Annotated in this window: 17 protein-coding genes and 1 other RNA gene; 17 read left to right on the top strand and 1 reads right to left on the bottom strand. The window is 66.2% G+C overall.

The annotated features are described in order from the left end of the window. Window positions 1–33 precede the first annotated feature (33 nt). Window positions 34–216 (bottom strand): hypothetical protein, encoded by a 183-nt coding sequence (locus AC27GT_RS05280; RefSeq protein ID WP_019551117.1) that lies wholly within the window; start codon window positions 214–216, stop codon window positions 34–36. 43 nt (window positions 217–259) lie between these two features. On the opposite strand from AC27GT_RS05280, the gene rnpB reads away from it, so the two are divergent. From rnpB to ruvC, 17 genes are all read left to right on the top strand, one after another. Continuing rightward, window positions 260–628, top strand: an RNA gene (rnpB, locus tag AC27GT_RS05275) — RNase P RNA component class A. A gap of 186 nt (window positions 629–814) precedes the next feature. Continuing rightward, entirely contained in the window at window positions 815–1249 is a 435-nt protein-coding gene (gene mraZ, locus AC27GT_RS05270; protein WP_038028266.1) for a division/cell wall cluster transcriptional repressor MraZ, read from the top strand. A gap of 6 nt (window positions 1250–1255) precedes the next feature. After that, window positions 1256–2116 carry a 16S rRNA (cytosine(1402)-N(4))-methyltransferase RsmH gene (gene rsmH, locus AC27GT_RS05265; protein ID WP_019551119.1) on the top strand — a complete coding sequence of 287 codons (861 nt, stop codon included), beginning with the start codon at window positions 1256–1258 and terminating at the stop codon, window positions 2114–2116. Further along, window positions 2116–2379 carry a hypothetical protein gene (locus AC27GT_RS05260; protein ID WP_054391857.1) on the top strand — a complete coding sequence of 88 codons (264 nt, stop codon included), beginning with the start codon at window positions 2116–2118 and terminating at the stop codon, window positions 2377–2379. The genes rsmH and AC27GT_RS05260 overlap by 1 nt, the downstream gene beginning before the upstream one ends. Continuing rightward, the gene (locus AC27GT_RS05255) at window positions 2376–3695 is read left to right on the top strand and encodes a peptidoglycan D,D-transpeptidase FtsI family protein (RefSeq protein WP_487223656.1); all 1320 of its coding nucleotides are present in this window, start codon (window positions 2376–2378) and stop codon (window positions 3693–3695) included. The genes AC27GT_RS05260 and AC27GT_RS05255 overlap by 4 nt, the downstream gene beginning before the upstream one ends. Further along, window positions 3679–4989, top strand: a complete 1311-nt coding sequence (locus tag AC27GT_RS05250) for a UDP-N-acetylmuramoyl-tripeptide--D-alanyl-D-alanine ligase (RefSeq protein ID WP_487223655.1) — start codon at window positions 3679–3681, stop codon at window positions 4987–4989. The genes AC27GT_RS05255 and AC27GT_RS05250 overlap by 17 nt, the downstream gene beginning before the upstream one ends. Beyond that, window positions 4977–5684 (top strand): hypothetical protein, encoded by a 708-nt coding sequence (locus tag AC27GT_RS05245; RefSeq protein ID WP_487223654.1) that lies wholly within the window; start codon window positions 4977–4979, stop codon window positions 5682–5684. The genes AC27GT_RS05250 and AC27GT_RS05245 overlap by 13 nt, the downstream gene beginning before the upstream one ends. Beyond that, a complete protein-coding gene (locus AC27GT_RS05240; RefSeq protein WP_487223653.1) occupies window positions 5675–6532 on the top strand; it encodes a phospho-N-acetylmuramoyl-pentapeptide-transferase in 858 nt (285 codons plus the stop codon). The genes AC27GT_RS05245 and AC27GT_RS05240 overlap by 10 nt, the downstream gene beginning before the upstream one ends. Continuing rightward, on the top strand, window positions 6529–7782 hold the full coding sequence (locus AC27GT_RS05235) for a Mur ligase family protein (protein ID WP_487223652.1): 1254 nt from the start codon (window positions 6529–6531) through the stop codon (window positions 7780–7782). The genes AC27GT_RS05240 and AC27GT_RS05235 overlap by 4 nt, the downstream gene beginning before the upstream one ends. Further along, window positions 7761–8819: an FtsW/RodA/SpoVE family cell cycle protein gene (locus tag AC27GT_RS05230; RefSeq protein ID WP_487223651.1), complete on the top strand. Its 1059-nt coding sequence runs from the start codon at window positions 7761–7763 to the stop codon at window positions 8817–8819. Before AC27GT_RS05235 ends, AC27GT_RS05230 begins: the two co-directional genes overlap by 22 nt. After that, entirely contained in the window at window positions 8807–9826 is a 1020-nt protein-coding gene (locus AC27GT_RS05225; RefSeq protein WP_015717337.1) for a UDP-N-acetylglucosamine--N-acetylmuramyl-(pentapeptide) pyrophosphoryl-undecaprenol N-acetylglucosamine transferase, read from the top strand. The genes AC27GT_RS05230 and AC27GT_RS05225 overlap by 13 nt, the downstream gene beginning before the upstream one ends. After that, window positions 9823–11163 (top strand): UDP-N-acetylmuramate--L-alanine ligase, encoded by a 1341-nt coding sequence (murC, locus tag AC27GT_RS05220; RefSeq protein WP_487223650.1) that lies wholly within the window; start codon window positions 9823–9825, stop codon window positions 11161–11163. The genes AC27GT_RS05225 and murC overlap by 4 nt, the downstream gene beginning before the upstream one ends. After that, on the top strand, window positions 11153–11950 hold the full coding sequence (locus tag AC27GT_RS05215) for a UDP-N-acetylmuramate dehydrogenase (protein ID WP_038069537.1): 798 nt from the start codon (window positions 11153–11155) through the stop codon (window positions 11948–11950). The genes murC and AC27GT_RS05215 overlap by 11 nt, the downstream gene beginning before the upstream one ends. A gap of 33 nt (window positions 11951–11983) precedes the next feature. Beyond that, the gene (locus AC27GT_RS05210; protein ID WP_487223649.1) at window positions 11984–12568 is read left to right on the top strand and encodes an FtsQ-type POTRA domain-containing protein; all 585 of its coding nucleotides are present in this window, start codon (window positions 11984–11986) and stop codon (window positions 12566–12568) included. Beyond that, on the top strand, window positions 12565–13809 hold the full coding sequence (gene ftsA, locus AC27GT_RS05205) for a cell division protein FtsA (protein ID WP_487223648.1): 1245 nt from the start codon (window positions 12565–12567) through the stop codon (window positions 13807–13809). Before AC27GT_RS05210 ends, ftsA begins: the two co-directional genes overlap by 4 nt. 31 nt (window positions 13810–13840) lie before the next feature. Beyond that, entirely contained in the window at window positions 13841–14896 is a 1056-nt protein-coding gene (ftsZ, locus tag AC27GT_RS05200; RefSeq protein WP_019551132.1) for a cell division protein FtsZ, read from the top strand. 12 nt (window positions 14897–14908) lie between these two features. Next, entirely contained in the window at window positions 14909–15409 is a 501-nt protein-coding gene (ruvC, locus tag AC27GT_RS05195) for a crossover junction endodeoxyribonuclease RuvC (RefSeq protein WP_487223647.1), read from the top strand. Window positions 15410–15459 lie beyond the last annotated feature (50 nt).

Raw genomic sequence — 15459 nt, 5'->3', positions numbered from 1 at the left:
TACTCTACCAGGACCCCGGGGCATCCCGCAACCTCAAGGCGGGGGCAGGCGACGCCACCTGGGGCCGAAGAGGCGGCGGCGTAGCCGCTCCCAGGCCATCCAGAACACCCCTACCCCCACGCCCAAAACCGCCAGGAGCCAGAGAATCCCCAAAACCCCAAGCCCCACCAGGGCGAAAAAGAGGAGGAGAAGGGGCAGGTACCAGGGAAGCCTCACGCCTTCACTTTACTCCCTAGCTGGACTAGAATAAAGGATGCCCCAGGACAGGGGGGCGGTCGCGCCCGGGAGCCGAACCTCCCGGGTGAGGAAAGTCCGGGCACCATAGGGCAGGGTGCCAGCTAACGGCTGGGCGGGGTAACCCGACGGAAAGTGCCACAGAGAAAAGACCGCCAGCGGCCAGGCCAAGGCCTGGTGCGGGCAAGGGTGAAACGGTGGGGTAAGAGCCCACCGCGCCTCCTGGAAACAGGGGCGGCACGGCAAACCCCACCCGGTGCAAGGCCCAGTAGAGGGGAAGGGCTTGCCCGGCCCGCCACAACCCCTGGGATGGGCCGCTTGAGGCCGGCGGCGACGCCGGCCCCAGAGAGATGACCGCCAAAAACAGAACCCGGCTTACGCCCTGTCCTGGGGCTCCCCAAGCTTCGGCTTGGGGTTTTTCTTTGCATCAGGGGTGGGAACTGGGTGGGACAGAGGTGGGAGGTAGTGGAAAACTGTGGGGAATCCGTGCTATACTCCTGGGCAAGAACTCCTCTGCGGGTAAGGCTCCAAACCGGACGCCCAGGCCCAGCCAGCCCCAGAGGGTGGGACCAGGTGGGAAATGCCCTTCGGCGAGTATCAGTACAGCCTGGACGACAAGGGGAGGGTGGTGATCCCCGGCCCCTTCCGGGATTTCCTCGAGGACGGCCTGGTGCTCACCCGCGGAATGGAGGGCTGCCTCTACGTCTTTCCCTCGGACCGCTGGCGCAAGATTGAGGAGCAGCTGGTCAACCTCCCCCTCACCGACGCCCAGGCCCGGGCCTTCGTGCGCTTCTTCTACTCCGGGGCCCACAAAACCCGCATGGACAACGCCTCCCGGGTCCTGATTCCCCCACCCCTCCGCCAGTTCGCTGGTCTTCAGGAAGGTGGGGAGGTGGTGATCGCCGGCGCCCCGGGACGGCTGGAGATCTGGAGCCAGGAACGCTGGTGGAAGACCATTGAGGAGATCATGCAAAACCCCCCGGCCCCCGAGGCCCTCAAGGGGCTTATCGGATAGGAGACTATGGACGCCATTACCGAGCACATTCCCGTTCTTTACGAAGAAGTTCTAAACCTCCTGCAAGTCCGCCCGGGGCAGGTGTACGTGGACGCCACCTTGGGGGGGGCTGGGCACACCAAGGGCATCCTGGAACGCGGAGGCCTGGTCATCGGCCTGGACCAGGACCCCGAGGCCGTGGCCCGGGCAAGGGCCCTGGGACTCCCTGGGCTTAGGGTTTTTCAGCGGAACTTTCGCCATCTAAAGGAAGTCCTCCAGGAGGCCGGGGTTAGCCAGGTGGCGGGCATCCTGGCGGATCTAGGGGTGAGCAGCTTCCACCTGGAGGATCCCAAGCGGGGCTTCAGCTACCAGAGGGAAGGCCCCCTGGACATGCGCATGGGGGAGGAGGGCCCCACCGCCTACGAGGTGGTGAACACCCTTCCCTTGGAAGACCTCCGGCGGATCCTGTTGGACCTGGGGGAGGAGAAGCAGGCCCATCGCATCGCCAAGGCCATCGTGGAGAGAAGGCAGAAAGCCCCCATCCGCACCACCCTGGAGCTGGCCGAGGTGGTGCGGCGGGCGGTGGGCTTCCGGAAGGCAGGACACCCCGCCCGTAAAACCTTCCAGGCCATCCGGATGTACGTGAACAACGAGCTGGGTGCCCTGGAGGAGTTCCTCAGGCAAGCCGAGGAGGTTTTGGCCCCTGGAGGAAGGCTTCTGGTCATCACCTTCCACTCCCTGGAAGACCGGGTGGTGAAGCGCTTCCTGAAGGAAAGCAGCCTCAAGATACTCACCAAAAAGCCCATCACCCCAAGCCCAGAGGAGGTAGCGAAGAACCCCAGGTCCCGTAGCGCCAAGCTCAGGGCGGCGGAGAAGGAGGTGGCCTGATGCACCGCCAGGGAAGCCTGGGCACAACCCTTCGCTTCGGCCTCCTCTACCTCCTAGCCCTCCTTCTGGTCTTCGCCGTGGGCCACCGCAACCAAGTGGAGAAGGCGCACCTGGCCAAGATGGAAGAGGAGCTCGCCAGGTTCAAAGCCCGGGAGGAAGCCTTGCTCAAGGAGAGGTGGCAGGCCAACGAGCCCCACCGGGTGCTCTCCTGGGCCAAGGAAAAGGGCTTCGTGCCCATGAGCCAAGGGAGGTGGGGGGAGTGACCGTAGGGGTAAGCCGGGTCTCCTGGGTTTTTCTGGGATTCGCCCTCTGGGTGGCCCTCTTCGGCTTGGGCCTTTACAGCCTGATCGCCCGCCCTCCAAGGCTCTCCGCTCCCTTGCCTCCCGCCGCTCCCCCTCGAGGCACCCTGTATGCCCAGGATGGCACCCCCTTGGCCCTGGATCTCAAGGAAGGGCGCTACTACCCCTTGGGGAAAAGCGCCAGTCAGCTCCTGGGCTTCGGGGAACGGGGCACGGGGAAGGGGCTTGAGGGGCTGGAACGGGATTTGAACGGGGCCCTGGAGGCGGGCCGCTCCTTCACACTCACCCTGGACCCCTGGATCCAGGCCCTTGCGGAGAAGGCCCTCTGGGAGGGCCTGGCGGGAAGCCGGGGAACCTTTGGCACCCTGCTGGTCATGGACCGGGAGGGCAACCTCAGGGCCGTGGCCAACGGGCCAGCCTTTGATCCCCTAGCCCCCAGGGGGGATCCCAACCGGGACATCTCCTGGCGGAACCACGCCTTTCTGGTACCCCTGGAGCCTGGCTCCACCATGAAGGCCCTCACCGCCGCCATGCTCATAGAGGAAGGAGCGGCCAGCCTCACCACCCGCGTGGAAGCCCCCATGCAACGAGTGGTGGATGAATGGACCATCCGGGACGTGATTCCCCACCCTTCCGTCCTCACCCTGGCCGAGGTGCTTCGCTACTCCTCCAACGTGGGCATCAGCTTGCTGGCCGAGGCCCTGCCCAAGCAGGTGTTTTACCGTTATATGGAACGCCTACACCTCACCGATCCCACCCCCCTGCCCGGGGTCAGGGTGGCTAGCCCAATCGTTACCCCTCCCCGTACCTGGAGCCCCGCCGCCTACGCCAACCACACCTTCGGCCAGGGTTTCCTTATCACTCCCCTTCACCTCACCGCTGCCTTCAACACCCTGGTGGACGGCCTCTACCGCCCACCCAGGCTCTTCGCCCAGCAAGAAGGCCAGCCTGAGCGGGTCTTCTCCCCCGCCACCGCCAGGGCCATCCGCCAGGCCCTGCAGGAAGGCCTTGCTCCCCGTGCCTCCCTGGCAGGGTACCCCTTGGCGGGCAAGACCGGAACCGCCCAGGTGGTGGTAAACGGAAGATATTCCAAGGAAGTTTTTACCGCTTGGTTCGCCGGCTTCGTGCCCGGGGATGAACCCCTCTACACCGTGGTGGTGGCCGTCCACCATCCCAAAGGAGAGATCCACGGTAGCCTGGTGGCCGCCCCCATCTTCCGGGAGGTGGCCGCCGGGCTCTTGGCGTACCGGGGCGTACCCCCCTATGCTGAAGGGCGGTGAGTGGCTTGTGTATCTTCATCATGTTAGGGAAGTAACGCCGGAGTGGGTGGCCAGGGCCACCGGGGGAAGGCTTCACCCCGGGGGGAAACCCGTGCGCGACCTCCACTGGGATAGCCGCGAGACCACCCCCGGCAGCCTCTTCGTGGCCTTGCCCGGGAAACGGGCCCACGGACGGGAGTACGTGGACGAAGCCCGGGCCAAAGGAGCCCACCTGGTCCTCTCCGACCGTCCGGGACCCGCCACGGTGGAGGTGGTGGACACCCACCAAGCCCTTCTCCGCCTGGGAAGGGCCTTGCGGGAGCTTTTCCCCGGCCAGGTGGTGGCGGTGGGAGGCAGCTCGGGTAAAACCACCACCAAGGAAGCCCTGGCCCAAGGCCTGGGATTCCCCGCTCCTCCGGGCAACCAGAACACGGCTCCGCCTCTCGCCCGCTTTCTCCTGAGGCTGGATCCCCAGGCCCTGGGCTGCGTGGTGGAGCTCGGGGTGGATCGGGTGGGCGAGATGGCCGAGCTCATGGGCCTGGCCAGGCCGCACCTTGCGGTGCTTACCGCCTTGGGAGAGGAACACCTGGAAGCCTTCGGCAGCCTCGAGGGAGTGGTGGAGGAGGAAGCCGGCCTGCTCTCCGCCCCCCAGGCCCTGGTGAGCCTCCAGGCGGCGGAGGTCCTGGAGCGCTTTGGCCTGGGCCGGGGCCTCCCCACTTACGGCTTTGGCGAGGCCACCTTCCGGGGAGAGGACCTGAGGCTTCTCCTTCACGAAAGCCGCTTCCGCTACGGGGCCCTCGAGGTCCATATCCCCTACCCCGGCATGGGCCCGGCCCTGGCCGCCTTGGCCGCCTTGGGGGTGGCGGAGATGCTGGGCCTGGATCCCAAGGAAGTGGCGGAGAGGCTAGCCCACCTGGTGCTTCCCCCGGGGCGGATGGAGCGGCGGGAAAAGGATGGGGTGGTGTTCTTGAACGACGCGTACAACGCCAACCCCCTTTCGGTTAAAGCGGGCCTGGCCTGGCTGGCCCTGCAACCCGGCAGGAAGTGGGTGGTCCTGGGGGAGATGCGGGAACTGGGGGAGGAAGCCCTAAGGCTTCACCTGGAAGTGGCCCAGGAAGCAGCCCGGCTGGGCCTTAAGCCCCTGTACCTGGGTCCCTACGCCAAGGACCAGGCCTCCTTAGACGGGGAAGCAGCAGAGGGCCTCGAGGAAGCCGTAGGTTGGCTCAAGGAACGGGTTCAGCCTGGGGACCTGGTCTACCTGAAGGCCTCGAGGAGCGTGGGCCTGGAAAGGATTCTGGAGCTATGGGACGCCTGAACGCCCTGGCCCTTCTCGCCCTCCTCAGCGCCTGTGCTCCCCTCCAGGCCACTGCCCCTGTGCTTTCCTACCCAGGCGGCTTTGCTGAGGGAGGATGGGTGACGGGCCGCTTCTTTGTGGCCCTGCCAGGACCTCCCCTCTTGCTGGATGCTGACCAGCAAAGCCTCTACGCCGCCTACCCGTACCAGCTTCTCATCTACCGGGACGGCCATTGGCAAAGCCTTCCCCTGCCGGGCATCCCACGATTTCTTAGGGCCTCTTCAGGGAAAGTGGTCGTGGGGCTAGGAGAAGGCGTGTACATGGGGGAAGAATTTCTCCCCTACCCTGCCCGGGACGCCACCTGGGGCCAAGAAGGGCTCTTCTGGGTAGGAGAAAAGGGGCTTTACCGGGAAGCCACCCTTCTCCGCCCGGGGGCTTTCTCCCAGGTGGTGGCCTTGGACACCGGGGTGGTGGCCCTGGGCCAGGAAGCCTACTTCTACCCGGAAGGCCTCCTCCTCCCCCTGCCCCACGTTGTCCGCAAAGCCCAGGCCGGGGCGTGCGGGGTGGTGGCCCTCATGGAGGGCTGGGTCTACTTGGTGCGGCCCGAGGGAGCCAAACCGGTGGCGGAGGCCCAGGACTTTGCCGCCTGGGGAGAAACCCTTTACCTCATCCCGGGCAGGCGGGTGGTTTCCTGCAAGGAGGTGGTATGGCCCTAGCCCTTCTCCTCTCCTGGTTCCTCACCGCAGTCTGGATCGTGTTCATGAGAAGCCTGGGCCTGGGCAAAAAGGTGCGTACCGACGGGCCTCAAAGCCACCTGGCCAAGCAGGGTACCCCCAGCATGGGGGGTGTGGCCTTCCTCCTGGCGGGCTTTCTGGCCTACAGCCTGATAGGGCGGGACGGGTTCGCCGGCCTTTGGCTCCTGGGCCTGGGCTTCGCCCTCCTGGGGCTTTTGGACGACCTAGCGGGAAGCCTCGCCCGGCCCCTAAGGGCCCGCGAGAAACTCGCCCTGCAGACCCTCATGGCCCTGATCTTTGCCCTTTGGGCGGTGCGGGAGGTGGCCTACACTCCCTGGCCCCTTGCGGATGTGCTCCTCATCCTCGTGGCGGTGGTGGGCGCGGCCAATGCCTTCAACTTCACGGATGGCCTGGATGGGCTTTTAGCCAGCATCGCCGCCGTGCTCCTCCTTCCCTTTTACCCTTACCCCTTTGCCCAAACCCTCCTGGGCGCCCTCCTGGGATTCCTCTGGCACAACGCCCCCCGGGCCAAGGTCTTCATGGGGGACACGGGAAGCCAAGCCCTGGGGGCCATGCTGGCCGGGCTTTTCACCCTTACGGGAAAGCTTTGGCTTCTGCCCTTGGCGGGCATCATCCCCGTACTGGAGGTGCTCTCCGTGGTGGTTCAGGTCCTCTACTTCCGGAGGACGGGGAAGCGCCTTCTGCGCATGAGCCCCCTGCACCACCACCTGGAGCTTTCCGGATGGGAAGAAAGCAAGATCGTCTTCCGCTTCACCGTCCTCACCGCCTTGGCCACGGCCTTGGCCTTCAGCCTGGGGGGAGGAGCATGATCCTGGTCTATGGGCTGGGACGAAGCGGACTTGGGGTTCTGCGCTTCTTGAGGAAGCGGGGACTCCCCGCCCGCTTCTACGACGACCGTCCCAAGGAAATAGAGGTGCAGGAGGCTTTGAGCCTGGGCTTTACTCCGGACTGGAACCTGGAGGGGGACTACCCGGAGGTGGTGGCCGCCCCTGGGGTACCCCTCTCCCACCCCCACCTCGAGGCCCTGAAGGCCCGCGGGGCCCTGATCCTTGGGGAAGCCGAGCTGGCCTATCGTCTCTCCTCCACCCCCATCATCGGCATCACCGGCACCGCCGGCAAAACCTCCACCACCCTCTTCACCGCCCATCTCCTTAAGGGGCAGGGGCTTAAGGCCCTCGAGGGGGGCAATGTGGATCCCCCCTTGGTGAGCGTGGTGGACGAGGCTGAGGTGGCGGTGGCCGAGCTTTCCAGCTTCCAACTGGAAAGGATCCACACCTTCCACCCCCGGGTGGCGGTCCTCCTCAACCTGGGGGTGGACCACCTGGACCGGCACGGGAGCGTGGAGGCCTACCACCAGGCCAAGCTGAACCTCCTCAAGAACCTCACCCACGAGGACGCCCTGGTCTACAACGAAGGGGACCCCAAGGTGCGGCGGGCGGCCCTGGCCTCCCCCGCCCGGCTCTACCCCTTTACCCCGGGGAACTCCCCCAGGGAAACCAACCTGAGGGCGGCCCTCGAGGCGACCCGGGCCTACCTGGAACTCCTGGGCCGCCCCTTGAACACCGATCTTCTTCAAGAAAGCTTAAAAACCCTCCCCTCCCCTCCCCATCGCTTCCAGATCTTTGCCCGCAAGGGGGAGGTGGTTTTCATCGATGATTCCATCGCCACCCGCACTCCCTCGGTGGCCGCTGCCCTGGAGGCCGCCCCAGCCCCCATCGCCTGGATCCTGGGCGGGGAGGACAAGGGAGCCGACCTCGAGGCCCTACGCCCTCTCCTTTCCCGGGTACGGGTGGTTTTGGCCATCGGCCGGGATGGCCCCAAGATGGCCGAGGCCTTAGGGGGTGGGGTGGAGGTGGTGGTCCTCCCCCAGACCGACGGGCGGGCCGCCCTACGGCAGGCGGTGGCCGAGGCCTTAAAGCGCCTGGAACGGGGAAGCGTCCTCCTGGCTCCCCTGGCCGCCAGCTTCGATCAGTTCAGGGACTACCAGGACCGCGCCCAAGCCTTCCGGGAAGCGGTCTACGCCCTAGGAGGTGAGCCATGGATCCCATCCTCCTCCTAAGCGCCCTTCTCCTCATGGCCTTCGGCCTCCTGGGGGTGGGGGTGGCCGAGCCAACCCTCCTTCCCAACCATCTCCTTCGCATCAGCGTGGCGCTTGGGGCCATGATCCTGGGCCTTCTCCTGGCTCCCGCAAGGCTCCTTCGCCACGCCCGCTTCCTGCTTGCCGCCACCTTCGTTCTCCTCGCGTTGGTCCTCCTGGTGGGAAGCGGCCCGGGAGGGGTGCGGCGGTGGTTTTACCTGGGGCCCTTAGCCTTCCAACCCTCGGAACTCGCCAAGGTGGTGCTGGTTTATTACCTGGCTTCCTTCGTGGGGCGGAAGGGAAACGACTACCCCATCGTGGGGGCCGCAGCCCTGGTGGGCCTCACCGCAGGGCTGGTGCTGGTGGAACCCGACTTCGCCACCGCCCTCTTCCTGGTAACCCTGGCCGGCCTCCTCTTCATCCTGGCGGGGGTACCCTGGCGGAGGCTCATCATGGTGAGCCTGGCAGGGACCATGGTCCTAGCCCCCTTTTCCGGGATCTACTTCGCCCGCTTCCGCTATGTGTCCGAGCGCTTTACGGGCTTTCTGGATTACCTTCAAGGTGAAGCCAGCCCCTCCCAGACCGCCTACCAGGTTCTCCAGGCCCAGAAGGCCTTGATCCTGGCCGGTCCCCTTGGCCAGGGTCCTTCGGGCAACCTGCCGCACCTGCCCGAGGCCCACAACGACATGGTCTTTGCCAGCGTGGTCTTCGCCACCGGCTGGCTGGGAGGGTTCATGGTGCTCTTGCTCTATTTTCTGATCTTCGCCCGGGGGCTCTCCCTGGCCCTCAGGCTCCCTGGACCCTTGGGGTTGGTGGCCCTGGGCCTTACCCTTTACCTCACCCTGCAGGCTGCCCTGAACATCGGGGTGACCGTGGGGTTCCTGCCGGTCACGGGGGTACCCCTTCCCCTGGTTTCCTATGGGGGAAGCTCCCTTTTGGTTTCCGGCTTCGCCGTAGGCGCCCTGATGCGCCTGGCCCGGGAAGCGTCCAGGAAGGGGGTGGAGCCATGGTCCTCCTGACTGGGGGCGGAACCGGGGGGCACCTTTTTCCCGCCTTGGCGGTGGCGGAGGAGCTCAGGAAGCGGGGCCTCGAGGTCTTCTACCTGGGAAGCCAAGGGGGCCTCGAGGCCCGCCTCCTCCCCGAGACCTCCATTCCCCACGCCTTGATCCCCGCAGGCAAGCTGGACCGGAGTGCCTTCAAACCAAAGGAAGCCCAGAAACTCCTCCTAGGCCTTAGGGCCGCCTGGCGCCTTCTTGTTGGGACAAGGCCCAGGGCCATCCTCTCCACGGGAGGGTATGCCGGGTTTCCCGGGGCCATGGTGGGGGAACTCAAGGGGATTCCCGTCCTCCTCCACGAGCAAAACGCCAAGCTGGGTCTGGCCATAAGGCTCCTCGCCCCCATGGCCCGGGGTCTCGCCCTCTCCGTGCCGGTAACCCTTTCCCCTGGGCTTGCCCGCAAGGCCCGGGTCACCGGTTACCCCGTGCGGGAGGTACGCTACCCCAAGGCCGAGGCCAAGGCCAGGCTGGGCTTCCCCCCGGACAAGCCCTTGCTCCTCATTCTCGGGGGAAGCCAGGGCAGCCTGGAACTCAACGAGAAGCTCCCTCCCCTGCTGAAACCCCTACGCCTCCCTGTCCTTCACCAGGTGGGGGAGCGCTGGCTGGAACGCTACCGGCATCTGGAGGAAGAGGACTACCGGGTTGCGGGGTTCGTGGACGCCCCCCTGGCCATGAGCGCCGCGGATCTCCTCCTCGCCCGGGCCGGGGCGGGCACCCTGGCGGAAGCCGCCTACCACCGCCTGCCCGCCTTGCTGTTTCCCCTTTCCCCCAGCCTGGACGGAGGTGCCCAGGCGGCCAACGCCCAAGCCTACCGGCAGGCAGGCGGAGCGGAGCTTGGGGATCTGGCGAGGCTTGCCAAGCAGGTGGAAGGGATCCTGGCCCACCCCGAGCCCTACCGGGAGGGTATGGCCCGCCTTTCCCCTGAGGGCGCCGCGGGCAGGCTGGCGGATTGGCTGGAGGAATTCCTATGACACGGGTACACATCATGGGCCTCGAGGGAGTGGGCATGAGCGCCTTGGCCCGCCTCCTACTGGGAGCAGGAATAGAGGTAACCGGGTGCGACCTAGCCCCTGGCCGGCGGGCGGAAAGCCTGGGGGTCCCGGTCCATAGGGGCCATGATCCCGCCCATCTCCAGGAGGAGGACACCCTGGTGGTTCCCACCCCCATCCCCCTGGACCACCCCGAGGTGGAGGAAGCCAGGCGCAAGGGGATGCGGGTGCTGAGGAGGATGGAGCTTCTTGCCCATCTGCTAAGGCAAAGACCCTCCTTGGGGGTTACCGGTACCCACGGCAAGACCACCACCACGGGGATGCTGGCCAGCATCCTCCTGGCCGCGGGCCTGGATCCCTGGGTGCTCCTCGGGGGCGAGCTTTCCCTCCTACCTGGAAACGCCCGCTTCGGCCTCGGCCCCCGCCTGGCGGAGGTGGACGAGTCCGATCCCCTCTTCCAGGAGGTGGAGGTGGAGGTGGCGGTGGCCACCAACCTCGAGGCGGACCACATCGCCCCCGCCGGGCAAAGGGCCCCCAACTACCATGCGAGCCTGGAGGAGTTGGAAAAAGCCATGCGGGGCTTTTTGAGCAGGGCCAAGACGGTGGTGGTGCCCACCTTCGACCCCAGGCTTCTAAGGCTTTCCCAGGGACTCCCCAGGAAGCTTTTCGGGGAGGGAGGGGACCTTTGGGCCGAGGAAACCGAGCTTGGACCCACGGGAAGCCGTTTCCAACTCGTGTACCAAGGCCGGACCCTGGGGGAGGCCAGGCTCCAGGTCCCGGGCGCTCACAACGTGCAAAACGCCCTGGCTGCCGCCTTAGCCGCCCTAAGCTTCGGGGTGGAACCCAAGGCCATCCTCGAGGGCCTGGCCCGTTTCCCGGGGGTGGGGCGCCGGTTCCAAAAAATCGGGGAAGTGCGGGGTGCGTGGGTGGTGGACGATTACGCCCACCACCCCACGGAGGTGAAGGCCACCCTGGCCACCGCCAAGCTCCTGGGCCGCCGGGTTCGGGTGCTCTTCCAGCCCCACCGCCTCCTCCGTACCCAGGAGCTTTGGGAAGGCTTTGCCGAGGCCCTAGCCTCCGCACACGAGGTGGTGGTTCTTCCCGTGTACACCGCAGGGGAAAAGGCGGGTATCTCCCCCGAAGCCCTTTCCCGAAGGATCGCCGAACGGCTTCTGGCCCTGGGAAAACCTGCCCGTTTTCTCGACAAGGAGGAGGCCTTGGCCTACGCCAGGGCCTCCGCCGCCCCAGAGGACCTCTGGCTCACCCTGGGGGCCGGGGACGTGACGGAGCTCGCCTGGAGGCTCGTCCATGAGGGTTGAGCGGGTGCTTCTCAAGGACTACACCACCTTAGGGGTGGGAGGCCCGGCGGAGCTTTGGACCGTGGAAACCCAGGAGGACCTCCTTAAGGCCACGGAGGCTCCTTACCGGGTCCTGGGAAATGGCTCCAACCTTCTGGTAATGGACGAGGGGGTGCCCGAAAGGGTGATCCGCCTTGCAGGAGAGTTCGCCACCTATGACCTAAGGGGCTGGGTGGGAGCGGGGGTCCTCCTTCCCCTCTTGGTACAGGAGGCTGCCCGCCAAGGGCTTTCCGGCCTCGAGGGCCTCCTCGGCATCCCCGCCCAGGTGGGAGGTGCGGTCAAGATGAATGCGGGCACCCGGTTCGGGGAGATGGCGGATGCCCTCGAGGCGGTGGAGATCTTCCACGAGGGCCGTTTTCACATCTACCTCCCCCAGGAACTGGGCTTCGGCTACCGCCAAAGCCGCCTCCCCCCCGGGGGCATCGTGACCCGGGTCCGCCTGAAGCTGAAAGAGCGCCCCCTGGAGGAAATCCGCCGGCGCATGGCCGAGGTGGACGCCGCCAGGAAGGGCCAGCCCAAGCGGAAAAGCGCCGGCTGCGCCTTCAAAAACCCCCCGGGCCACTCCGCGGGAAGGCTCATAGACGAACGGGGCCTCAAGGGCCTCAGGGTGGGCGACGCCATGGTATCCCTAGAACATGGAAACTTTATCGTTAATCTGGGACAGGCCACGGCCAAGGACGTGCTGGAACTCCTAAAGCGGATCCAGGAAGAACTGCCCCTGGAGCTGGAGTGGGAGGTGTGGCCTTGAGGTTTAGTCGCTTTTTCACAGGTGGGGATTAAGATGTGGGGGATGAGGCTTCTGCTGGCCTTGCTCCTCGCCGCCACCTTATATGTGGCCAGCCTGGTGCTCTTCCCCGTGGAACACATCGTGGTGATGGGCAACCAGCATCTGAAAACCGAGGAGATCCTCGCCCGCACCCAGCTCTATGCGGGTGAGCCCTGGCTTTGGATTCGCTCCGACCGCCTCCAAGGCCTTCTGCGGGATCCCTGGGTGGCGGAAGCCCGGCTGGAGAAGCCCCGAGTAGGAGAGGTTCGCCTGATCCTGAGGGAACGGGAGCCCTTCCTTCCCCTGGCGGACGGCAACGCCTTGGCCACCGACGGGACCGTGCTTCCCGGAGGGGCCCCCATGGCCAAGGGCCCCCGGGTGGAGGGCGAAGGTCCCCTGCCGATCCAAGACCTCCTGGCCTTAGCCCGCGCCTACCCCGAGGCCACCCGGCTTCGCTACACGCCCGCCGGGTTCTGGGTGGAAACACCCCAGGGCGTGGCCTTTGCCCCGGAAGCCCAGCTTCTAGTAAAGTATGCCCAGGCGGGCGTACCAAAGGGCAGGGTTTACCTGTATTCTTGGGGGGTGAGTGTAAGCCCATGATTATCGCTGGATTGGACGTCGGCACCAGCAAGGTCACCACCGTGATCGGGGAACTGGCCCCCGATGGCGTGCTGGATATCATCGGCGAGGGCAGCGTGCCCTCCCAGGGCTTGAAGCGGGGCGTGGTGGTCAACCTGGAGCGCACCACGGAGGCCATCCGCCAAAGTGTCCACCAGGCGGAGAGGGTGGCCGGGGTGAAGGTGGAGCGGGTCATCCTGGGGGTGGGAGGACCCCATCTCAAGAGCGTGACCAGCCATGGCCTGGCCGCCATCCGCCGGGGCCAGAGCATCAGCGCCGCCGACGTGGAGCGGGCCATCGAGCAGGCCAAGGCCTACCCCTTTGATGCCGACCTGGAGCTCCTGCACGCCCTGCCTCTGGAGTTCAAGGTGGACGGCCAGGAGGGCATCCGCGATCCCGTGGGCATGGCGGGAGTGCGCCTCGAGGTGGACGTGCACCTGGTGGCCGCAGGCCGTGGGCCTTTGGCCAACCTGCGCCGGGCGGTGGGGGAAGCGGGTCTGGAGATCGAGGCCCTGGTGGCCCAACCCCTGGCCAGCGGTCTCGGCGTGCTGTCCCCCGAGGAGGAACACATGACCGTACTCCTCCTGGACGTGGGTGGGGGCACCACCGAGGTGGCGGTCTTCCGGGAAGGCCGTCTGGCCCACTCCTCCGTTCTGCCCTTGGGTGGGGATCACGTGACCCAGGACATCGCCCAGCTCCTCAAGATCCCCTTCGAGGAGGCAGAAAGGGTGAAGCGCAAGTACGGGGCAGCCTTGCCGGAGCTGGCGGATCCCGAGCTGGTTCTGGAGATCAACCAGGAAGGAGGGTCCTTGGGCGAGGTGCCCGCCCCCGAGCTCGCCCGCATCATCCGCCCCCGCCTGCGGGAGATCCTGCACCTGGCCCGCCAGTCGGTGGACGAGGCCCTAGGACCCTTGGAGATCAAGGTCAATCGGGTCATCCTCACCGGGGGAAGCGCCCTTCTTAAGGGCTTTGACCTCCTGGCAAGGCAGCAGTACGGCCTTCCCGTGCGGGTGGGTAAGCCCCATGGGGTTTCCGGGCTCACCGACGTGGTGGCCACCCCCGCCCACGCCACCGCCGTGGGCTTGGTCCGGTACGCCACCACCTTGCCCCTCACCGCACCCGAGCCCCGGAGGGCCCGGGAAAGGAGGGAACGGCGTGAGGAAAAGGCTAAGGGTGAGGGTCTTTGGGCGAGGATCAAGGAGATTCTGAATAACCTGTTCTAGTTCTGGATCTATTTGGGGAGAGGAGGCAGAGATGGAGGGAGCGGTTATCAAGGTCATCGGTCTCGGGGGAGCGGGGAACAACGCGGTGAACCGCATGATTGAGGCGGGGCTTTTGGGGGTGGAGTTCATCGCCGCCAACACCGACGCCCAGGTGCTGGCCAAGAGCCTGGCCGACCAGCGCATTCAGCTTGGGGAGAAGCTCACCCGGGGCCTTGGGGCCGGGGCCAACCCCGAGATCGGGGAGAAGGCGGCCCTCGAGGCCGAGGACCTCATCGCCGAAGCCTTGGACGGGGCCGACCTGGTCTTTATCACCGCCGGCATGGGGGGAGGTACCGGAACGGGAAGCGCCCCGGTGGTGGCGGATATCGCCAAGCGGCTTGGAGCCCTCACCGTGGCCGTGGTGACCCGCCCCTTCAGCTTCGAAGGCCCGAAACGCCTCAAGGCGGCGGAAGAGGGTATCAAGCGCCTTAAGGAGCGGGTGGACGCCATGGTGGTGGTGCAAAACGACCGCCTCCTCTCTGCCGTGGACAAGAAGGTAAGCCTCAAGGATGCCTTCCTCATCGCCGACCGGGTCCTCTACCACGGGGTCAAGGGCATCACCGACGTCATCAATCTCCCGGGCCTCATCAACGTGGACTTCGCCGACGTGAAAACCCTTTTGGAGGGGGCAGGCCAGGTGCTCATGGGCATCGGGGCGGGACGGGGGGAAAACCGGGTGGAGGAAGCCGCCAAGACCGCCACCCACAGCCCCCTCCTGGAACGCTCCATTGAGGGAGCCAAGCGGCTTCTCCTCAACGTGGTGGGCTCCGAGGACCTCTCCCTTATGGAGGCGGCGGAGGTGGTGGAGCGGGTGCGGGAGGCCACGGGCAACGAGGATGTGGACATCCTCTACGGGGTCACCTACGATGAACGGGCCCAGGATGAACTGCGGGTGATCCTCATCGCCGCAGGTTTCGGCGAGAGTACCGTGGTCCCCAAGCCCCTGCGCCCTGTGGATTTCCCGACCCACGCCGATCCCTATAACTTCGACATCCCCGCCTTTATCCGCTACGGGGATGCGGACTACCCCCCTAGAAAGGGAAACTAGGAACCTCGAGGCATGGTGGTTTTGGGCATAGACCCCGGCATCACCCACATGGGCCTGGGGGTGGTGGAGGTGGAGCCCAAGGGCACCCTAAAAGCCCGCCTCCTCCACGGGGAGGTGGTGAGGACCTCCCGCAAGGAACCCGCCCAGGAACGGGTGGGGCGCATCCACGCCCGGGTAAAGGAGGCCCTTGCCCGCTTCCACCCCGAGGCCCTGGCGGTGGAGGAGCAGTTCTTCTACCGGCAGAACGAACTGGCCTACAAGGTGGGCTGGGCCCTGGGGGCGGTGCTGGTGGCGGCCTTTGAGGCCGGGGTTCCCGTTTACGCCTACGGCCCCATGCAGGTGAAGCAGGCCCTGGCCGGGCACGGGCACGCCGGTAAGGAAGAGGTGGCCTTGATGGTCCGGGGCATCCTGGGTTTGAAGGAGGCTCCCAAGCCCAGCCACCTGGCCGATGCCCTGGCCATCGCCTTGACCCACGCCTTTTACGCCAAAATGCAAGCCGCCAAACCCCTCTAGCCTCCCATGGCCGCTTCATCGGAGAGGAGGCCAAGAGGTGCTTGCAAGAG

It is taken from the genome of Thermus sp. KWY1, assembly GCF_057547025.1.
Note: the sequence above shows the minus strand (reverse complement) of the source record. Positions and strands in the feature narration are given on the sequence as shown.

Bases quoted from the DNA above. Each gene is read 5' to 3' on its own strand.
- ruvC (WP_487223647.1), top strand. From the start codon at position 14,909: ATGGTGGTTTTGGGCATAGACCCCGGCATCACCCACATGGGCCTGGGG.
- AC27GT_RS05245 (WP_487223654.1), top strand. From the start codon at position 4,977: ATGGGACGCCTGAACGCCCTGGCCCTTCTCGCCCTCCTCAGCGCCTGT.
- mraZ (WP_038028266.1), top strand. From the start codon at position 815: ATGCCCTTCGGCGAGTATCAGTACAGCCTGGACGACAAGGGGAGGGTG.
- AC27GT_RS05235 (WP_487223652.1), top strand. From the start codon at position 6,529: ATGATCCTGGTCTATGGGCTGGGACGAAGCGGACTTGGGGTTCTGCGC.
- AC27GT_RS05210 (WP_487223649.1), top strand. From the start codon at position 11,984: ATGTGGGGGATGAGGCTTCTGCTGGCCTTGCTCCTCGCCGCCACCTTA.
- rsmH (WP_019551119.1), top strand. From the start codon at position 1,256: ATGGACGCCATTACCGAGCACATTCCCGTTCTTTACGAAGAAGTTCTA.
- AC27GT_RS05240 (WP_487223653.1), top strand. From the start codon at position 5,675: ATGGCCCTAGCCCTTCTCCTCTCCTGGTTCCTCACCGCAGTCTGGATC.
- AC27GT_RS05260 (WP_054391857.1), top strand. From the start codon at position 2,116: ATGCACCGCCAGGGAAGCCTGGGCACAACCCTTCGCTTCGGCCTCCTC.
- murC (WP_487223650.1), top strand. From the start codon at position 9,823: ATGACACGGGTACACATCATGGGCCTCGAGGGAGTGGGCATGAGCGCC.
- AC27GT_RS05215 (WP_038069537.1), top strand. From the start codon at position 11,153: ATGAGGGTTGAGCGGGTGCTTCTCAAGGACTACACCACCTTAGGGGTG.
- AC27GT_RS05225 (WP_015717337.1), top strand. From the start codon at position 8,807: ATGGTCCTCCTGACTGGGGGCGGAACCGGGGGGCACCTTTTTCCCGCC.
- ftsZ (WP_019551132.1), top strand. From the start codon at position 13,841: ATGGAGGGAGCGGTTATCAAGGTCATCGGTCTCGGGGGAGCGGGGAAC.
- AC27GT_RS05250 (WP_487223655.1), top strand. From the start codon at position 3,679: ATGCTGAAGGGCGGTGAGTGGCTTGTGTATCTTCATCATGTTAGGGAA.
- AC27GT_RS05230 (WP_487223651.1), top strand. From the start codon at position 7,761: ATGGATCCCATCCTCCTCCTAAGCGCCCTTCTCCTCATGGCCTTCGGC.
- ftsA (WP_487223648.1), top strand. From the start codon at position 12,565: ATGATTATCGCTGGATTGGACGTCGGCACCAGCAAGGTCACCACCGTG.